This window comes from Mesoplasma sp. JKS002658, assembly GCF_023566355.1.
Lineage (GTDB): Bacteria > Bacillota_I > Bacilli_A > Mycoplasmatales > Mycoplasmataceae > Edwardiiplasma > Edwardiiplasma whartonense.
The window spans coordinates 199,084-215,558 of record NZ_JAKNSW010000002.1 but is presented as its reverse complement, the minus strand read 5'-3'; the positions used below and the strand labels follow the sequence as shown (position 1 = coordinate 215,558).

20 protein-coding genes are annotated in these 16,475 nt (G+C 31.4%); 2 read left to right on the top strand and 18 right to left on the bottom strand.

Annotation, left to right across the window (positions count from 1 at the left end; all coding sequences use genetic code 4):
• The 3 genes from LD125_RS03060 to LD125_RS03050 form a co-directional block, all read right to left on the bottom strand.
• A partial coding sequence (locus LD125_RS03060; RefSeq protein ID WP_250137478.1) for a lipoprotein occupies nucleotides 1-646 on the bottom strand: 646 nt, incomplete at its 3' end.
• A gap of 1,221 nt (nucleotides 647-1,867) precedes the next feature.
• Entirely contained in the window at nucleotides 1,868-2,287 is a 420-nt protein-coding gene (locus LD125_RS03055; protein WP_250136455.1) for a hypothetical protein, read from the bottom strand.
• Between the two features lie 130 nt (nucleotides 2,288-2,417).
• A complete protein-coding gene (locus tag LD125_RS03050; protein WP_250136454.1) occupies nucleotides 2,418-2,801 on the bottom strand; it encodes a DivIVA domain-containing protein in 384 nt (127 codons plus the stop codon).
• Between the two features lie 76 nt (nucleotides 2,802-2,877).
• On the opposite strand from LD125_RS03050, the gene LD125_RS03045 reads away from it, so the two are divergent.
• A complete protein-coding gene (locus tag LD125_RS03045) occupies nucleotides 2,878-3,384 on the top strand; it encodes a Holliday junction resolvase RecU (RefSeq protein WP_250136453.1) in 507 nt (168 codons plus the stop codon).
• Here LD125_RS03045 and LD125_RS03040 read toward each other — a convergent pair.
• The 8 genes from LD125_RS03040 to LD125_RS03005 form a co-directional block, all read right to left on the bottom strand.
• Nucleotides 3,359-3,916 (bottom strand): DnaD family protein, encoded by a 558-nt coding sequence (locus LD125_RS03040; protein ID WP_250136452.1) that lies wholly within the window; start codon nucleotides 3,914-3,916, stop codon nucleotides 3,359-3,361. The two genes, LD125_RS03045 and LD125_RS03040, sit on opposite strands and share 26 nt — an antisense overlap.
• A gap of 92 nt (nucleotides 3,917-4,008) precedes the next feature.
• Nucleotides 4,009-4,284, bottom strand: coding sequence for an HU family DNA-binding protein (locus LD125_RS03035; RefSeq protein ID WP_250136451.1), 276 nt, complete (start codon nucleotides 4,282-4,284; stop codon nucleotides 4,009-4,011).
• A 66-nt stretch (nucleotides 4,285-4,350) separates the two neighbouring features.
• Nucleotides 4,351-5,343 (bottom strand): NAD(P)H-dependent glycerol-3-phosphate dehydrogenase, encoded by a 993-nt coding sequence (locus LD125_RS03030; RefSeq protein ID WP_250136450.1) that lies wholly within the window; start codon nucleotides 5,341-5,343, stop codon nucleotides 4,351-4,353.
• A 5-nt stretch (nucleotides 5,344-5,348) separates the two neighbouring features.
• Nucleotides 5,349-6,662 (bottom strand): ribosome biogenesis GTPase Der, encoded by a 1,314-nt coding sequence (gene der, locus LD125_RS03025; RefSeq protein WP_250136449.1) that lies wholly within the window; start codon nucleotides 6,660-6,662, stop codon nucleotides 5,349-5,351.
• Entirely contained in the window at nucleotides 6,662-7,336 is a 675-nt protein-coding gene (gene cmk / locus LD125_RS03020) for a (d)CMP kinase (protein ID WP_250137479.1), read from the bottom strand. Before cmk ends, der begins: the two co-directional genes overlap by 1 nt.
• Before the next feature lie 11 nt (nucleotides 7,337-7,347).
• A complete protein-coding gene (locus tag LD125_RS03015; RefSeq protein WP_250136447.1) occupies nucleotides 7,348-8,019 on the bottom strand; it encodes a hypothetical protein in 672 nt (223 codons plus the stop codon).
• A 100-nt stretch (nucleotides 8,020-8,119) separates the two neighbouring features.
• Nucleotides 8,120-8,977: a hypothetical protein gene (locus LD125_RS03010; RefSeq protein WP_250136446.1), complete on the bottom strand. Its 858-nt coding sequence runs from the start codon at nucleotides 8,975-8,977 to the stop codon at nucleotides 8,120-8,122.
• Nucleotides 8,978-9,035: 58 nt separating this feature from the next.
• Nucleotides 9,036-9,806 carry a hypothetical protein gene (locus LD125_RS03005; RefSeq protein WP_250137065.1) on the bottom strand — a complete coding sequence of 257 codons (771 nt, stop codon included), beginning with the start codon at nucleotides 9,804-9,806 and terminating at the stop codon, nucleotides 9,036-9,038.
• Nucleotides 9,807-9,889: 83 nt separating this feature from the next.
• On the opposite strand from LD125_RS03005, the gene LD125_RS03000 reads away from it, so the two are divergent.
• Entirely contained in the window at nucleotides 9,890-10,456 is a 567-nt protein-coding gene (locus tag LD125_RS03000; protein WP_250136444.1) for an inorganic diphosphatase, read from the top strand.
• Between the two features lie 38 nt (nucleotides 10,457-10,494).
• Here LD125_RS03000 and LD125_RS02995 read toward each other — a convergent pair whose 3' ends face one another.
• From LD125_RS02995 to guaB, 7 genes are all read right to left on the bottom strand, one after another.
• Nucleotides 10,495-11,283: a hypothetical protein gene (locus LD125_RS02995; protein WP_250137066.1), complete on the bottom strand. Its 789-nt coding sequence runs from the start codon at nucleotides 11,281-11,283 to the stop codon at nucleotides 10,495-10,497.
• A 56-nt stretch (nucleotides 11,284-11,339) separates the two neighbouring features.
• Nucleotides 11,340-12,056 (bottom strand): YebC/PmpR family DNA-binding transcriptional regulator, encoded by a 717-nt coding sequence (locus tag LD125_RS02990; RefSeq protein WP_250136442.1) that lies wholly within the window; start codon nucleotides 12,054-12,056, stop codon nucleotides 11,340-11,342.
• A gap of 87 nt (nucleotides 12,057-12,143) precedes the next feature.
• The gene (locus LD125_RS02985; RefSeq protein WP_250136441.1) at nucleotides 12,144-12,773 is read right to left on the bottom strand and encodes a deoxynucleoside kinase; all 630 of its coding nucleotides are present in this window, start codon (nucleotides 12,771-12,773) and stop codon (nucleotides 12,144-12,146) included.
• A 167-nt stretch (nucleotides 12,774-12,940) separates the two neighbouring features.
• Nucleotides 12,941-13,705 carry a pseudouridine synthase gene (locus LD125_RS02980; RefSeq protein ID WP_250137067.1) on the bottom strand — a complete coding sequence of 255 codons (765 nt, stop codon included), beginning with the start codon at nucleotides 13,703-13,705 and terminating at the stop codon, nucleotides 12,941-12,943.
• On the bottom strand, nucleotides 13,698-14,300 hold the full coding sequence (gene scpB / locus LD125_RS02975) for an SMC-Scp complex subunit ScpB (RefSeq protein WP_250136439.1): 603 nt from the start codon (nucleotides 14,298-14,300) through the stop codon (nucleotides 13,698-13,700). The genes LD125_RS02980 and scpB overlap by 8 nt, the downstream gene beginning before the upstream one ends.
• Nucleotides 14,293-15,135 (bottom strand): segregation and condensation protein A, encoded by an 843-nt coding sequence (locus LD125_RS02970; protein ID WP_250137068.1) that lies wholly within the window; start codon nucleotides 15,133-15,135, stop codon nucleotides 14,293-14,295. Before LD125_RS02970 ends, scpB begins: the two co-directional genes overlap by 8 nt.
• 204 nt (nucleotides 15,136-15,339) lie before the next feature.
• A complete protein-coding gene (guaB, locus tag LD125_RS02965) occupies nucleotides 15,340-16,473 on the bottom strand; it encodes an IMP dehydrogenase (RefSeq protein WP_250136437.1) in 1,134 nt (377 codons plus the stop codon).
• Between the last annotated feature and the right edge of the window lie 2 nt (nucleotides 16,474-16,475).

Genomic DNA, 16,475 nt, shown 5'->3' with positions numbered 1-16,475 from the left:
ACTTGACTTTTGTGCTGTTGTCACTCAATTTTTCAATAACCACAGTAATAGATCCAGTATATTTATGGTTACCTGCAATGGCTTCAAGAATAAATGAACCTTCTGTTTCAGTTCCTGGAGCTTCAAAACTACCAGCTTTAACCTCAACTTCACCTTGCAATCCTTGATTACCTTCGACTGCTAAGAAAGTGTTAAGAACATTAGTTTCATTCATGTCTGAACTACCACTGATTGTTGTGATCAATCCTGATACAGAACTTAATTCTGCTTTTACAAGCTGGCTAATTTTTACATTAAGACTTCCTGAGTATTTAGAATTCTCACTTTTAACTGTAATCTTTAATGAACCATCTGCAACATAACTTGGTACAGTAAGAACAAATTCAAAATCTGCTTCTCCCAAATTAACAAACGCTAAAGCTTCTTTAACACCAGAAATGTTTGAAAATGAAGCATAGGCATCATCCACTCCCATATCTGCAGTACCATTAATCGTCAATTTGCTTTCAAGCGCTTTAATCATCGGCACTGAACTTAAATCTGTTTTGGTTACTTCAGAACTATCTTTGTTCCCACAAGCAACCACAGCACTTGCAGCAGTCGAAGTTAATCCTATCGCTGCTAAAACTGATAAAATTTTTCTCATTATTATTTATCCTTCTTTCCTATAGTCTTTTAAGAGACTCTATTAGAGTGGTCGCCAAAAAAGAATGTTTGCCTCCAAAGATAAATCGGATGCTCTTTTGACAAACTCACACCACAGTATTTATATATCTATATCCATAAGGTGTCAATCTTTTAAGAAGAAATTATCGCTTTCTTAAAATGTCATTTTTACCCCTGAATCATGACTTGATTTTTGCCATAATAAAACCCCAGTCAGGGTTAATAACTGGGGTTTTGGTTAAAAATATTTCAACGTTTGACAGAAACAATAATTTTGAAAATATCTTTTATTTAATTAGTTTCCAAAAAGAATAAAACATCAAGACGAATTGTTTTTCTTTTGCAGAACCAAGTCATTTTTCAAAAGGTGAAAGTTTAAGAACTTTAAAATTAAGTTTGTGCTAATTTTATATGACTTATGTTTCCTAAAACATTTAGACAGTAAACACGCAAATCTTTAAACATGGCTATTATTAATCAAATGAAACTACTTAAAGATTAATTACTACCCAAACTTCTGATTGTTTAGAATTGATTGAAAATAAGTCTAATGATAATTAAAAAGATGACTTAAACTGATTGCTCACCAAAAAATTAATTATGGTTAAAAAATGACTATTAAGCTAGCGTGATCTTGCTTACTAAACTAAGAAAGTAAGTTTAACTAACAATAGTCGAAAATTTAACCTTTTGAATTATCTTTTAAAAATTTTATTACTTATAAAAATTATTTAATTGACCATTAGTTCTCAACTAAAGCAGTAGTTGAGAACTAATAATTTGATTGGGTTGGGTTGTTAAAGGCTAAGTGTAATCCTGACTTGGAAGGGTTAGGATGAGACGATGTTAATCTATTCTTTCTTTGATAACTTTATTAAAGTTTATTAGTAATTCTTTGCACTTCATCCATAAGTGCAAAAACTAGAAAACCACTACTAGTGAACTTTTCATTAAAAGCAGAAGCAAAGTTTTCGGATGTTTACTTCTTGCTTTGATTATAAAAAAATTAACTTGAAAAGAATATAGTTTTTAAAAGTTTTTGTTTCGACCACAGCGAACAAATAGTTTGAAAAAATAAAAAAGCCTGTATAAATAAACAGTCAAATAAAGTTATCAACAAGATAAAAAAAGTTAAGATTTTTTTCTTAACTTTTTTTAATTTTTGAAGTTTTAAGCAAGAGCCTTCTTTTTTAAGATGTCCTTAATTTTGTTCAAATTTTCAATCAAGATGCAATTCTTTAATCGTTAGACTTTGAGTACCAAATTTAAAGGTTACTTTTGATGGTTTTTTCATAGCTCTGGTGGTACTAATCACTAATCGTACCCGACCATTAAGGTCTGGAGGAGAAAGTAAAGCAGAAATTAAAACACCATCTACTAATCCTTGCGCATCAATACTTTGATTAAAAGTTCGTCCTTTTTGATAAATACCATTGCTATCTTTTGTACACAAAGCAAGTTTTTCTGCCTGAGAATAAGTCAAATCAACGACTGCACTTTTATGATCAATAGTTAGAATTACATTATCAGAATTTAAACTAATGGTGGAAGAAGAAAAGATATTAGGAATGGTAATACGACTTAAACCAAAAACATTAAGCATCACTAAAAATTTTTTCATTAACAAACAGTTTTCCTTTCTAAGTTTAATCAAAATATTTTTTATAAGTAATAAAATTGAGCATGTTTCCATTGTCTCAAAACGATTATATTATATTAAACCAGAAAAGTAATAAAATGAAACTAATAATTTAACGGGTTAAACTTTGGTCAAGACCTTTTACTAAAGTTTGAATTTCGCTCTTTAAATCAAAAAGTTCCTTCTCAATTGAAGCGATCCGTTTAACCATATCAATGTTCCCAAAATTTTCGCGAGTTTGTTTATTTTCTTTTTGAATTTTTTGAGTGAAGGAATTCTTTAACTCTTCAACTTGAGCTGTTAGATCACTATTAGTTTGGTTAGCCTCGTTTAAAGTACTGGTTAAACTATCAATTTGATTTTGATAATACTCATAATCAATTGCAATTTCATCTAAAAACAAGTCCACTTCTTGAGGGTTGTATCCTTTGTTTACAACTTGAAAATCCTTATTCAAAATCTCTTCTTTATCATAGTTCAACGTTTTAGCCATCATTATCACCTTCACTTTTTTTAATTTAATGATACTCTTTTTTCTTTTTCTTCTTATAGTATAGTGGGGAGAAAATAACATGTTACCACTAAAAAACAAAGGTTTATTTTTAGAAGAGATTTTGAATTTAACCCATAATCATTATTTACAAACTAACCAAGCATTAGTAAATAAAATTCCTACCAATATTAAAATGTTCAAAAAGACAGGAGACATTATTCATCAAGCAGTTTTTAGTCCAGGAAGTAATTGTGATTATGTAGGAATTTATCACGGAGTTTATTTAGAATTTGAAGCTAAAGAAACTTATGATTCGGTTTTTAAATATCAAAATCTGCGCAAGAACCAAATTAACGAACTAGATCAAGTCATTAACCATCGTGGATTAGCTTTTGTGATTATTTATTTTGATATTGTTGAAAAATTTTTTTTAATTGATTGACGAGTTTTAAAAACACACTTTTCAAAAACTAAAAAAACCATTCCCTGAGAATGGTTCACACAATTTGGACATGAATTAAAACTTGATCACCATCTATGCCTTGATTATTTACCAGCACTTAACTATTTAATCAATTGTATTTAAATAACGCTTTTGGTTTTTTACTAATTTCTTGATTAATTTTAGTTCTTAAATCATCAAAGTTATTAATGTTCTTTTGATGAGAAAAACCAAGCACTTGTTCTAAAGTTAAATCTTCATAAATTGTTTGACTTAAAAAACTAATTTGTTCAAAGGTTAAATTTTCGCCTAAATCTTGACTAATTTGCGAGAAAAAATCTTGCTGAGTATTCTGGAATTTTTCAACCTCAAGATTATCTAAACAAACAGCGATACTTAAAAACAAACTCGTAAAATCAATGCTTTTTGACGTAATTTTTACTAATCCCTTTTGAATTAAATCATCCATTTCATTATCAATTTGACTTGGTGAAAGGCTCATGTACAAACCAAGATCTCCAGAAGTAACAACTTTTTTGCCACCATTTTGACCAGACAGTTCTAAAGTTAATAAAACAATCGTTAACTGTAATTCATTCAGATCAACCTTTTGATAATTCATTAACAAAAAGGTTTTTTTATCAATCAAATTTTTCTTTAATAATTCAACAATCATCAAGTTTACCCATTTTCTATACACCAATATTCTTACATAAAAAAGATGCTCTTGAAAGCACCTTAATTAACTAATAAATAAAAACCGATTAATTAATTATTAATAGTTTCTTTTAGTTGTTTAGCAGATTTAAATTTCGCAGATTTTGAAGCAGGAATAGTAATTTTTTCTCTAGTACGAGGATTTAAACCTTGACGTGCAGCTCTTTGGCTAACGCTAAATTTTCCAAAACCAGGAATAGCTACTTCAGTATTGCTTTTTAGAGCAGCACTAATTTCATCAAAAACTGAACTGATAATTTTTTCTGATTCTGCTTTACTTAAATCATGAGTTTCAGCAATTTTTTCAGCTAATTCTTTTTTAGTCATAATATTTACCACTTTCTATTTAATAAGTATTCTTTCACATTATAACATTTTCAAATTACATTTATATTAATATAAGACAAAAAGTGTATTTAATAACGTGTGTGGGTTCTTATTCTTATAAATTATCTCATAAATAGACCTAAACAAAGGCGAAGAAATTTGGTATTTAAGACAGATTTTATGTGCTACTTCGGCACTTTGTACCCCTTCAACAGTCAGTCCGTAACGCTCTTGAGCTTGCGTGGTCGAACCAGTTTCAATAATCATTTTTCCGAAGGTAAAATTTCGTGATTTCTTTGTAGAAGCGGTCAAAATCAAATCTCCCATCGTTGCAAAGTTTGTAAACGTGTCAGTTTTGGCACCAAATTGTTCAGCCATAATCATGATTTCATTTAATCCCAAACACAATAAACTAGCGTGAGCATTATCACCAAGTTCCATTCCATCAAACATTCCCGCACAAATGGCAATCACATTTTTCAAGGCCGCTGAAACTTCACACCCTGGTAAGTCATCAGATGGTTTGGCAAAAAAGTATTCATTAGAAAACTCTTCAGCAATTTGTTCAGCTAACTCGAATCGATCTGAAGCAACATTAACAAAGGTTGGTTTGCGATCAACAATCTCACTAGCAATACTTGGACCATACAAACCACAATAACCTTTTAAATAACCAGATTTTTTCAACTTATCTACAATCATCTTACTTAATAAATCAACGTTTTGATCGTCAAATCCTTTTGCAGTATTAATAACGACAACTTCATGTTTTAAATATTTATTAATTTCATCAAGAACATTTGATAATGCTTTGGTTGGCACTCCTAGAATAATATATTGGGCGTTTTCCAAACAAGCGACCAAATCTGTTGTTGCTTTAATATTTTTATTTAATTTAACTCCAGGAAAAAATTGTCCATTTTCATGATTTAAATTCAAATCATCAACTTGAGATGAAACAATTCCGTACATAATTACTTGATGACCCTTATCAGCAAGAACATTGGCAAGAGCAGTTCCATAAGCTCCTGTTCCAATGATAGCAATCGTTTTTTTCATTTTTGTTATTTCCTTTCTCGAAAAATAATATTAATAGGAACGCCCTCGAAACCAAACTGTAACCGAATTTGATTCTCAAGATAACGTTTATAAGAAAAATGAACATAAGCAGGATCATTTACAAACATTACAAAGGTTGGTAAATAAGCTTGTACTTGCGAACCATAATAAATCTTCAATCTACCACCATTATGATTAGGAGCAGGATTTAGTAATTGAGCTTTATTCAAAACCTCATTTAAAACACTAGTTCTAATCTTACGTTTTAAAGCGTTGTTAACTTCATCAACTGCATCAAAAATTTTATAAACCCGAGTTTTTTCCGTAGCAGAAACGAAAATAATTTTAGCATACTGTAAGTATTTAAAATAAGCACGAATTTCTTCAGTTTGGTGGTTGATAGCTTTTTCTTTATCAGGGATTAAATCCCATTTATTTCCAATGATAATAATTGGTTTTTTTTCATCAAAAGCAATCCCTCCAATATTGGTATCTTGATCACTAATTTTTACTGACAAATCTAAAATTAAAAGAACAATATCAGCACTATTAATTGCTGCAGCTGTTCTTAAGTAACTGTACTTTTCTATATCTTCATAAATTTTTCCTTTACGTCTCAAACCAGCTGTATCAATCAAAACATATTCTTTGCCATCTCTTTTAATTACACTATCGACTGCATCCCTAGTTGTTCCTGCCACATCAGAAACAATCATTCGTTCTTGACCAAGAATTGAATTAACCAACGAAGATTTACCAACATTTGGTTTACCAATAATTGCTATTCGAGTTTGATTCTCATCGGTTTTTTCTTCTCCAGTTGGCAACTGGTGCACAACTTTATCTAACAAATCCCCAATTCCAATTCCATGAGTCGAAGAAATTAAAATCGGTTCATCAAATCCTAAACTCAAATATTCATACCCTTGATAGTCATTAGTATGGTGGTCATACTTATTGACTGCCAAAATGACTGGTTTATGAGTACGATATAAAATTTTAGCAACCATTTCATCATCAGGAGTAATCCCGGTTTTATAGTCTAAAACAAAAATAATGACATCAGCTTCTTGCATCGCAATTTCTGCTTGTATTCTTATTTCTTGAGCAAAAGGCTGATCTGATAGGGTGATTCCTCCTGTGTCAATTACCATAAACTGACGTGTTAATCACTCACTATGGCCATAAATCCGGTCTCTAGTCACTCCGCTTTTATCTTCAACAATTGCTTTTTTTTCTTGGATAATTCGGTTAAATAACGATGACTTACCAGTATTGGGACGACCAACAATCGCCACGATGCCTTTTTGCTTTGCCATTATTTCTTTTCCTTTTCCAATTCTCGTACCCGTTGCACAATCACATTAACCAAATCTTCTACTCGCTCATATTGAGAAGAATCAAGGTATCAAGAATCTTTAGTTTGAACCAATGGTCCAACTAATCTGGTTTTATCATTTGTATCTCGAGCTTCAATTTTTTTAAGCACAGCTTGATAAGATTCATCAATCCCCTCGTTCATATTCTGCTCATACCGACGCTGAGCGCGTATCTCTATGGGTGAATCTAAATAAATTTTTAAATCAGCATCAGGAAGAACTACACTTGTAATATCACGTCCCAATTCAATCATTCCCTCTCGATAACCAATTTCTCGTTCAATTTTAGTCATATAATCACGCACTTGAGCAATAACAGTTACTTGGTTAATATTATCTGTAACCATACTGCCGTTTAAACTATCAGTAACATCTAAATCATTGTTAATCAAAACACGTTTATCTTTAATATTGAAACTAAAGTTTGTTAATCCTGCAATAATTGATTCTTGATTATCGAAATTGGTTTTAATCAAATGAAGATAGTAGGTAAACGCACGATAAAGTTGCCCAGTATCAAAAAGATCATAATCTAGAATATTTGCTATTTGGTTAAAAATGAATGTCTTTCCCGATCCAGCAGTACCATCTACAGCAATACAAATTTTTTTCATATTTATCTCCCCTACAACACTGATGGAATCACAATCGCTAAAATGGTACCTATCACACAACAAACGCTGACTACTAAATACCAAATCCATTTCAATCGATAAGCATTCAACGATCTTTTAATTTCAGAAATACTTTCTTTGTTAGTTTTATTTTGTAAATCAACTTTTTGTTTAAAGTCAGCTTTATCCTTATTCAATATTTTATCGTGAATAATCACACTATCACGCAATTCACCAATCATCGCACGAAAATCAGTTTCAAAATCTTTCTTTAGCTTGCCAAACGAAGGAAGATTATCTAAATCACGATTAATCTCTTCTAATTTAGTTTCAATTACCAAAGCATTTTGATTTGGTTTTAAGCTGTAGTTATTTTCTGCTAATAGATTTATATCAGGATTTAGGTCATTAATTTCAACTAACTCTAAGTAAAGTTCTCTTAATTCATGCTTGATGGCGACAAGTTTTTCTTTATAAGTTAAAGAATTAATGTTATAAAAGTTATCAATCTTTGTATCAGCATCAACATTCTCATAAACATTATTAAAAAAAGCGAAGTTAATTGATAACAAATTATTCTTTAACTGGTTAGTTTTTTGTGTCCATTGGTTCTCTTGGCGAACTTTATCTTCTGCTAAAGCTTCGTAAAGCTCCTGATTTCGTTTAGTTCTTGATTCTGCCATTTAAAAAGCAACCCCATTCCTTAATCACAACACTGATGATAACAACTTGATTATAAATGTTTCTCTAATTGATTGCATTAAGATAATTGAAAAGGATTTGTTAACGATAACGGTGATTAATCGGTTTTAATTTCTTTTGAACCAAAGCAAAAAGTAAATAAAAGACCAAGAAACGTGCCGCTTGAATACCAAAAGCAGCAAAAAAGATTCCGATGCCATCCTTTTTAAAATCATTTCAATTAGTATTTTGATAACCCGATTTAAAAGTTAAGTATAAAGATAAAACAAAGATTAAGGTAAAAATAACAGCCAAACTAGGCACAATAATCAAGCCAGGCAATCACATCTTCAATCGACGTTGGTGTTTATTTGGACTCTCGTGAAAAGGAGAGTTATGGAATAATCCATAAAAAATAAAGAAAAACATTAACACTGCAATTAAATAACCAAGACTATCAAACCCAATTTGAATCGGCGAATGATCACCATCAATTAAAAAATGAAACCAAGGTTCAACCATAGCAATTAACATTGAATACCACAGTCCAGTTAAAGGTATGGCTAAAATGATTATCAGAATATCAAAGACACGCATTTCAATGATAACTCCACCAATGTTAACTTGAAATTTTTCTAACAAACCATCAAGAGCACTTAATCCTATTGATAAGGCCAAAATAATTGCAGCAATACTAATTCGAAAAATTTCTGATTTTCGAGAATGAGAAAACTGTTTTTTTAATGAAAAGTCTGTTGCTTGGACATCATCATGATTTCCATACCGGTCAAAATGGTGAACTCCGTGATAATGATCTACCTGATGATGGTGTTCTTGGTCAAGCAAAACTTCTTCTTGAAAATGCTCTTGTTGATTATCCTTAATTTGTAACTGTTCTGATGGTTTTAACGCTTCGTTCAATTGCGTTTTTGCTTCTTTAATCTTTTTTTTCTTAAACATTGTTTTCTCACTTATTTATAAAAATTATAAATAAAAAGTTAATAAAAATCTATTCTTTCTAACTTGGTTTTTGATAATACCGGTTTAAAAGTACGTAATCAACTTTAAAGGTTGGTAGAAAAATTAATAGGTTAATTAAATACTGGACAAGATTAAACCAAAAAACAATGATCAATAAAGGTTTGATTTCAGTTGGTCTACCCCCCCCATTTGAATAGAACACATCAATAAGAAAATATTTATTGTATAGCACATCAAAACCAGCAGCAATTAAACTTGCAAAAAGATAACTTATGATAATTGAAAATAAATAACCAAGCACTCGTGATTGTGGAGTTTTAATCTCCATTACTCTAATCCGTAGATAATTAATTAAAAAGCACACCAGAAAAAAAACAATTAGCATCGTTAAATCACTTAAATTAATCGCTAAGCAACTAATTGCATCGGTTCCCAAAGCCATTCTAAACCAAGTACCAATTTCTAAAAGAAATACTGTATAAAAAAACCCCACACCCATATAACTAATTAAATAAATTCAAAAGGTAATATTAAAAGTCAAAAATCCACCAATTGGAAGTAGTCCTAAAGCAAAAAAAGAAATGACTGAAAAGACAACATTAACAACCAGTAACATTGCTAAAAAACTAATCTTTCTAGTTGTTAGTTTAAATTGTTTTTTCAACTGGTGATAATTACTGTGATTAATTTCTGCAATATCAAAATGATTTTTTCAAATTTTATAAACTAATCCAGAAGCAGATTTTGTCTTGATTTGGTAATCTTGATTAAAGTGCTCTTTTTCTACCCGCTTTTGCTTCTTTTTCATCCTGCGTCCTTTTTTATAAAAGTATAATATGTTTTTCTTTATTCCTATTATAAAATTAACAAGAAAGGATTAGGTTTCAGAAGATGAAAAAAGAAAATGTAATTCCCATGATTGTTGAAATCCCAAAAGGTTCATCAAATAAATACGAAGTTGATGCTATCACTAACCGGATTATTTTAGACCGAGTATTGTACGGAGCGAACTTTTATCCTGGCGAATATGGAATGGTAGAAAACACTTTAGATTGAGATGGCGATCCTTTGGATGTTATCGCTTTAGCAACATACCCAACTCTACCAGGCGTTCAAGTAAATGTTCGAATTTTAGGAACAATTAACATGATTGATGATGGAGAAATTGATACAAAATTATTTGGGGTTTTTGCTAACGATCCTCGTTTTGATACTTACCAGAACTTAAATGATGTTCCTTTGCATTGGCGTCAAGAAATTGAAAACTTCTTCTTACAATACAAGCAACTTCAAAACAAGACTGTAAAAATTGATGGGTGAGGCGATCAAGCACAAGCTCTTAAAGAGTTAAAAGAATGCTATGAACGTTATGAAGAATACAAGGATAGAATTCTTAAAGGTGAAAAAGATTCAATTGTTGAAGAATGACATCAAAAAGGTTTGGGTTTAGGAAAATAATTCGTTAAAAAAGACCAGTTTAGCTAAACTGGTCTTTTTTAATACTTTACAAATGGACCCAATCATTTTAAGAAATGAGTTTTTGTTTTAAAAGCAAAATTATAAGCAATTTTATTCTCACTTGCATATTGGCGAGCAATTTTAAAATCATCAACATAAGCCAAAAAATTTGTTTTAAGTAAAGTCAAAGTATCATAGGTATAGTTTAATTCAAGAACTTTTTTTAATTGGTTTAAAAAGTAAACTAAACCAATGATTAATCCACCACTAAATAAAGCAATAATCGTTAATAAAGGGACTTTTCATAAGAATAAGAAGAAATTATCGTGGACCGAATTGGGATTAATTACAATCATGACAACAAAGAACACGACTTGAAGAAAAAAACACAAACAATATAAAACTATCAAAAGCAAAACTAAATAATTCATAATCAAAGCATAAATTTTCACCTGACGATTCTTCTTTAATTGTTGGGAAGAAAATCACAAGCGACTCAAAAAGTAGTCAATTTCATAGCCAAGAGAAATAAAGTTTTGGTGCGAAAGAATGATTTTATGCGAACCTCTTTTTAAGCTTTTACCGATATTTAAAAACTTCGCTTTTGTTAAAATCACTTCATAATCAGTCAATTCTCATTGTTGAGCAAAAAAACTAATCATTGCTTGCTTCTCATCACCGCTTATCGTTTCTTTAGTTGAATTAATTTTAAGAACATGATATCGCTGATACGCTTTAGTAAAAACTAAACAAACAGTAAGATAGATTATTAAACCAAATAAGAGCAAAAGAATAAAGACGAGATTAACTGTTATTCAATAATTCATAAGTCCTCTTTTCAGTGTTTAATTTTAAACAAAATCACCATCCAATGATTGTCATTTTAGTCTAATTTAGCATTATGATACACAGCTTGAACATCTTCTAACTCATCAAGTTTATCTAAAAGTTGGTTTAGTTGATCTTTGGTTTCTTGATCATTAATCACAACCACCTCGTCTGGTACCATTCTAATTTCAGCTACCAAGTATTCTTTTATACCAATTTCATCTAATGCTTGTTTCACTAAGGCAAAACTAGTGAATGGCGCTTTTACTACCACAACATCATCATCTTGACTAACATCTAAAACATCAACATCACGGTCTAACAAATCCATCAAAATCTCTTCTTGGTTTCCCTCAAAACTAAATAAGGCCACATTTTGAAATAAGAAAGAAACTGAACCAGTTGAACCCAACTTTCCGTGCTTTTTATTGAAGGTATCGCGAATCTCAGCAATGGCACGGTTGACATTACTAGTTAAAGAATCAACAATAATTGCAACTGATCCAGGTCCATAACCCTCGTAGCGATTCTCCACATAATTCTCCGCATCTCCACCTTCAGCACGTTTGATTGCTCTATTAATAACATCAGTGGGGATTTGATTTGATTTTGCTTTATCAATTGCAGCTCGCAAAGCCAAATTCGCAGTCACATCAGCTCCTCCTTGTTTAGCTAACATATAAATCTCTTTAGCTGCTCTTCCGTTTGCTGCTGATTTTTTTGCTGCTGTCTTAGCCATTGAAGCGGCGCGAACTTCGTGTGCTCTTCCCATAATTCCTCCTGTATGTTAAAGTTTTTCAACAAACTAATTTTATAAAAAAAATAAAAAAACACAAATTAAACTGTGTTCTTCTTGATTTTATTTACCACGTAGAGATGGTTCTTTAGCATAAATTGCTTCCATGACATCGTGCATTTCTTGGTCAAAGTCATCATTTTCAGCATCAATTAAAGCAAAAGAGAAATCATTTTTATGCTTTTCATAAAAATCTACATAACGTTTATTAAGCTTTTCTCAATAATCATCATCAACCAACATTTCTGATGCTCTTCCTCGTTTAGCAATTCTTTCCTTAGCCTTTTTAGTTGAAACCTTCAAGTAAATAACAATATCAAACTTTACCCGTTCATCAGGAATTTTTAAATTTTCTAAGATAACGTTTTCATAAAAGTCATTATAAGTTTTAAAATCAGTATCATTAACGTTTCCTAAATCGTGATTGACTTGCATAAAAATCGGATCTTCTAAAATAGTTCGGTCAAAAATAATGTTTTTTAAGTTTTGGGCTTGCTTTAGTTGTTTACTTCTGGCTGCCAACATGTAGATTTGCATCTTAAAAACTGTGTTTTTTAAGTCTTTGTAGTAGTCGTCAAAATAAGGATTATCATCAATTGGTTCAGGAAAAACTTCGTACCCTAATCTTTTACTAATTTCATTAGATACTGTTGATTTACCTGCTCCAACCGTTCCAAAAATTGCGATTCGCATCCTCTAAAACCCCTTTTAATTAGATTAATAAATTTATTATATCTTATATAATTTTGTTTCATAATAAAACCGTTTGGATAAGACCTGTTCTTTAACAAGTTTCATTAAGGAAAAACCACAAAAAAAGGACCTTTTTGATCCTTTTTAAAAATGAGATTTTTTTAAGCTTAGGAATCAGTTTTTCGACGCACAGCTTTATAAGTTCCATAAAAACTTCGCACTTCGTATGGGGTCAAAGAACGGTATTCACCTGGTTTTAATTGGTCAAGTTCAATATTCTCAATTTTAGTTCGCATTAATTTTTTCAAATCAATTTCAGCAGCGGCAAGCATTTTTTTAACATGATGCTTACGTCCTTCAGCAATGCTTAATTCAATAATTGATTCATTTTTATCAGGATTGTAGTTCACAATGCGAGCTGTTAAAGCTTTAGTGAAGTAATTATCATCATCAATAGTCACTCCCTTTAAAAGTTGGTTAACTGTTTGTTTACTAGTTTTACCATTAACTAATGCTTGATAAGTTTTAATAAATTCATATCTAGGGTGCATTACAAAGTTGGCCATTTCACCATCATTAGTAACCAAAATTAATCCAGAAACATCATAATCTAACCTTCCCACAGGATAAACTCTGGTTGGCACTGCTTTAAAATAATCAGCAATCGTTTTACGGTGTTTGGGATCATACATTGTGGAAACTACATTTCGGGGTTTATAAAAAATGAAGTAATACTTTTGGGCTGCAGGTTCAACCAGATGGTTATCAACCATAATTTGGGCATCAACTGAAACTTTAGTTCCTAAATCTTGAACCACTTCTCCATTTACTTTTACCCGGTGTTCACTAATTAATTTTTCAGCCTTCCGACGTGAAACATAACCACGATTGGCAATAATTTTTTGAACCCGTTCAATCTGATGACTACTCATTAAGATCTCCTTTAAAAATATTTTGACCAGTCGAATCATTACTAATTAAGGTTTCATCTTCAAGAGATGAGTCATCAAAATTAAGGGATGGTAAATCAGCTTTTCCGTTGGTCAAATTAAAGATTTTATAAAAATTATCAGTAACTTCATAAAATGCAGAACGATTTATTCTGTCCCTAGCAACCACTTTAATTAAGTGTTTTTCTTTTAAGCGTTGAACTTGATAAGTAGAATCACTTTTGCGCACTAAGTCAATTTCATGACGAGAAATTGGCCCATCATAAGCAATAATTGAAAGCACTTCAATTGCAGCAGGAGTAAGTCTATGAGGTTGGTCGATAGTTTTTAATCTCGCTAGATAATTATTATACTTCGATTTTGTTTGTAAACGGTATTTATTCTGATTAAATTTTTGAATTGAGAAAATCGACGCTTCGTCTTGATTGTATTTATCTTCTAATGCTTTAATCGTTTTTTTGATTACTGAGGGTTTTTCCTCACTTAAAACTTGAGCAATTTGACCCAATTCAATCCCGTCATCACCACTAATAAAAAGCAAACCTTCAATAATTGCTTGTAGTTCTTGATTATTCATAATTCTCAACCTCCAGCCCGTTCAATTGATCGGGATTTTCTAATGCATATTTGGTAAAACGTAAGTATAAATCAGTTTGTTCTTGATTTTGACGAACGCTCACAATCTGATATTTTACTAAATCCAAGGTTGCGAGAAAAACTGAAATTAAATTAGTTAAATTTATCATTTCAAAACTTAGTAAATCAAACATCGACCACTCTTCCAAGCGACGGGTTTGCATTTTTTCTAAAATCAAATCACTAACTTGACGAGGAGAAAGGAGGTTAGTTTCAATCAAATGGTACTCTTCTTCATCAATATTGATATCCTCATCACTAAACGTTAGAACATTTTTTTGATATTTTTGAGCAACACGAGCATAAACCTTACTTAGAGTTTCTAAATTAAATGATAAAAATTCATCAGCATCAAGTTCTTGGGATGATTGAGCAAAGTCAAACTGGTATTTTCGTTGACTTTTTTTAGGCGAACGAGTGGTGAAATAGTCTTCTTGAGCACGAGTGAAAAAATCACTAACTGTCCGAAATTGTTCATAACGAGATAATTGCTCAACAAAATCTTCATAAGAATAATCATTTTGATCAGACACCAAGGTTTCTTGAGGAATTAACAATCGTGATTTCATTTCAATCAAAGTCGCTGCCATCAATAAATATTCAGAAGCAATCTCGATGTCTAATTCTTGCTGGTGATTTAAATAATCTAAATACTGATGAGTTAATTCAATTAAATTTAACTCTAAAATGTTTAGTTTCTTTTCACGGACCAAATTTAATAATAAATCTAAAGGTCCAGAAAAGTTACTAATCTGCACTTCTTCTCAACGTTGCACGAACTTAATGCTCCTTTTAAGGTGGCCAAACCTTAATTTCTCTAACTCTTGTTGGTTTAATATTGATACTTTAATTTTAATCACAAAAATTAATTAATAGTATTATTTTGAAATTATTATTTTCTAACTTCTTTTCCATTCATCCAGTTTCTTTAATTATAGTTAAATCAAAGAAAAAAGAGCAGACTTTTTTATGCTCTTTGTTTACTTTCTATAGTTTGGTGCTTGTTTAAACATTCTTACATCGTGAGGATGTGACTCAACCAACCCTGCATTAGTAATCTTCACAAAACGGGCTTGGGTGCGCAATTGGTCAATATTGTGTGATCCAGTATAACCCATCCCTGAACGTAATCCTCCCATAATTTGAAAGATAACTTCACTTACTAAACCTTTATATTCCACAATTGATTCAATTCCTTCAGGGACAAGTTTTTGATTTCCTTTTTGAAAATAACGGTCACTTGACCCACGGTTCATCGCTGCAAGTGATCCCATTCCCACATAAGTCTTATAAAGTTTTCCATCAAGTTCGATGCTTTCTCCTGGCGCTTCTTTAGTTCCTGCCAATAAGCTTCCAAGCATCACGACGTTCGCTCCAGCTCCCAAAGCTTTGACTACATCACCTGAATACTTGATTCCACCATCAGCAATAAAAGGAATGTTGTGAGTTTGACAATAATCATAAACTTCCATAATTGCTGAAATTTGGGGTACTCCAACTCCTGAAACTACCCTAGTAGTACAAATACTTCCTGGTCCAATTCCAACTTTAACACAATTAGCTCCTGCTTCAACCAAGTCTTGAGCTGCTTGTTTGGTAGCGATATTTCCTGCAATAATATCTAAATCAGGATAAATTTCACGAATTGATCGAACTGTTTTTAAAATTCCATCAGAATGACCATGCGCAGAGTCAACCACAATAAAATTGACTTTTGCCTTCACCAAAGCCTCTACTCGTTTTAAAGTGTCCTCACCAGTGGAAACCGCCGCTCCAACAACCAAGCTCCCCTCCTGATCAATTGCTGCAGTTTGACTATCAGTTTTCCGAACCTTAATTTTTTTAACCTTGCTCACTTCTAAAGCTTGTTGGTCAGGGGTCAGATTTTTATGAATAACTCCTGCTCCTCCCAGAATTGCCATTTCTTTAGCCATTTCACTTTCAGTTACAGTATCCATCGCTGCTGAAAGAACAGGAATATTTAGTTGAATGTTTTTAGTTAAAGTTGTCTTTAAAGAAACATCACCAGGGAGGATGTCGCTTTTTGCAGGAACTAATAAAACATCATCAAAAGTAATTCCTTCACTTATAATTTTTTCTTCAATTGCACTCATTA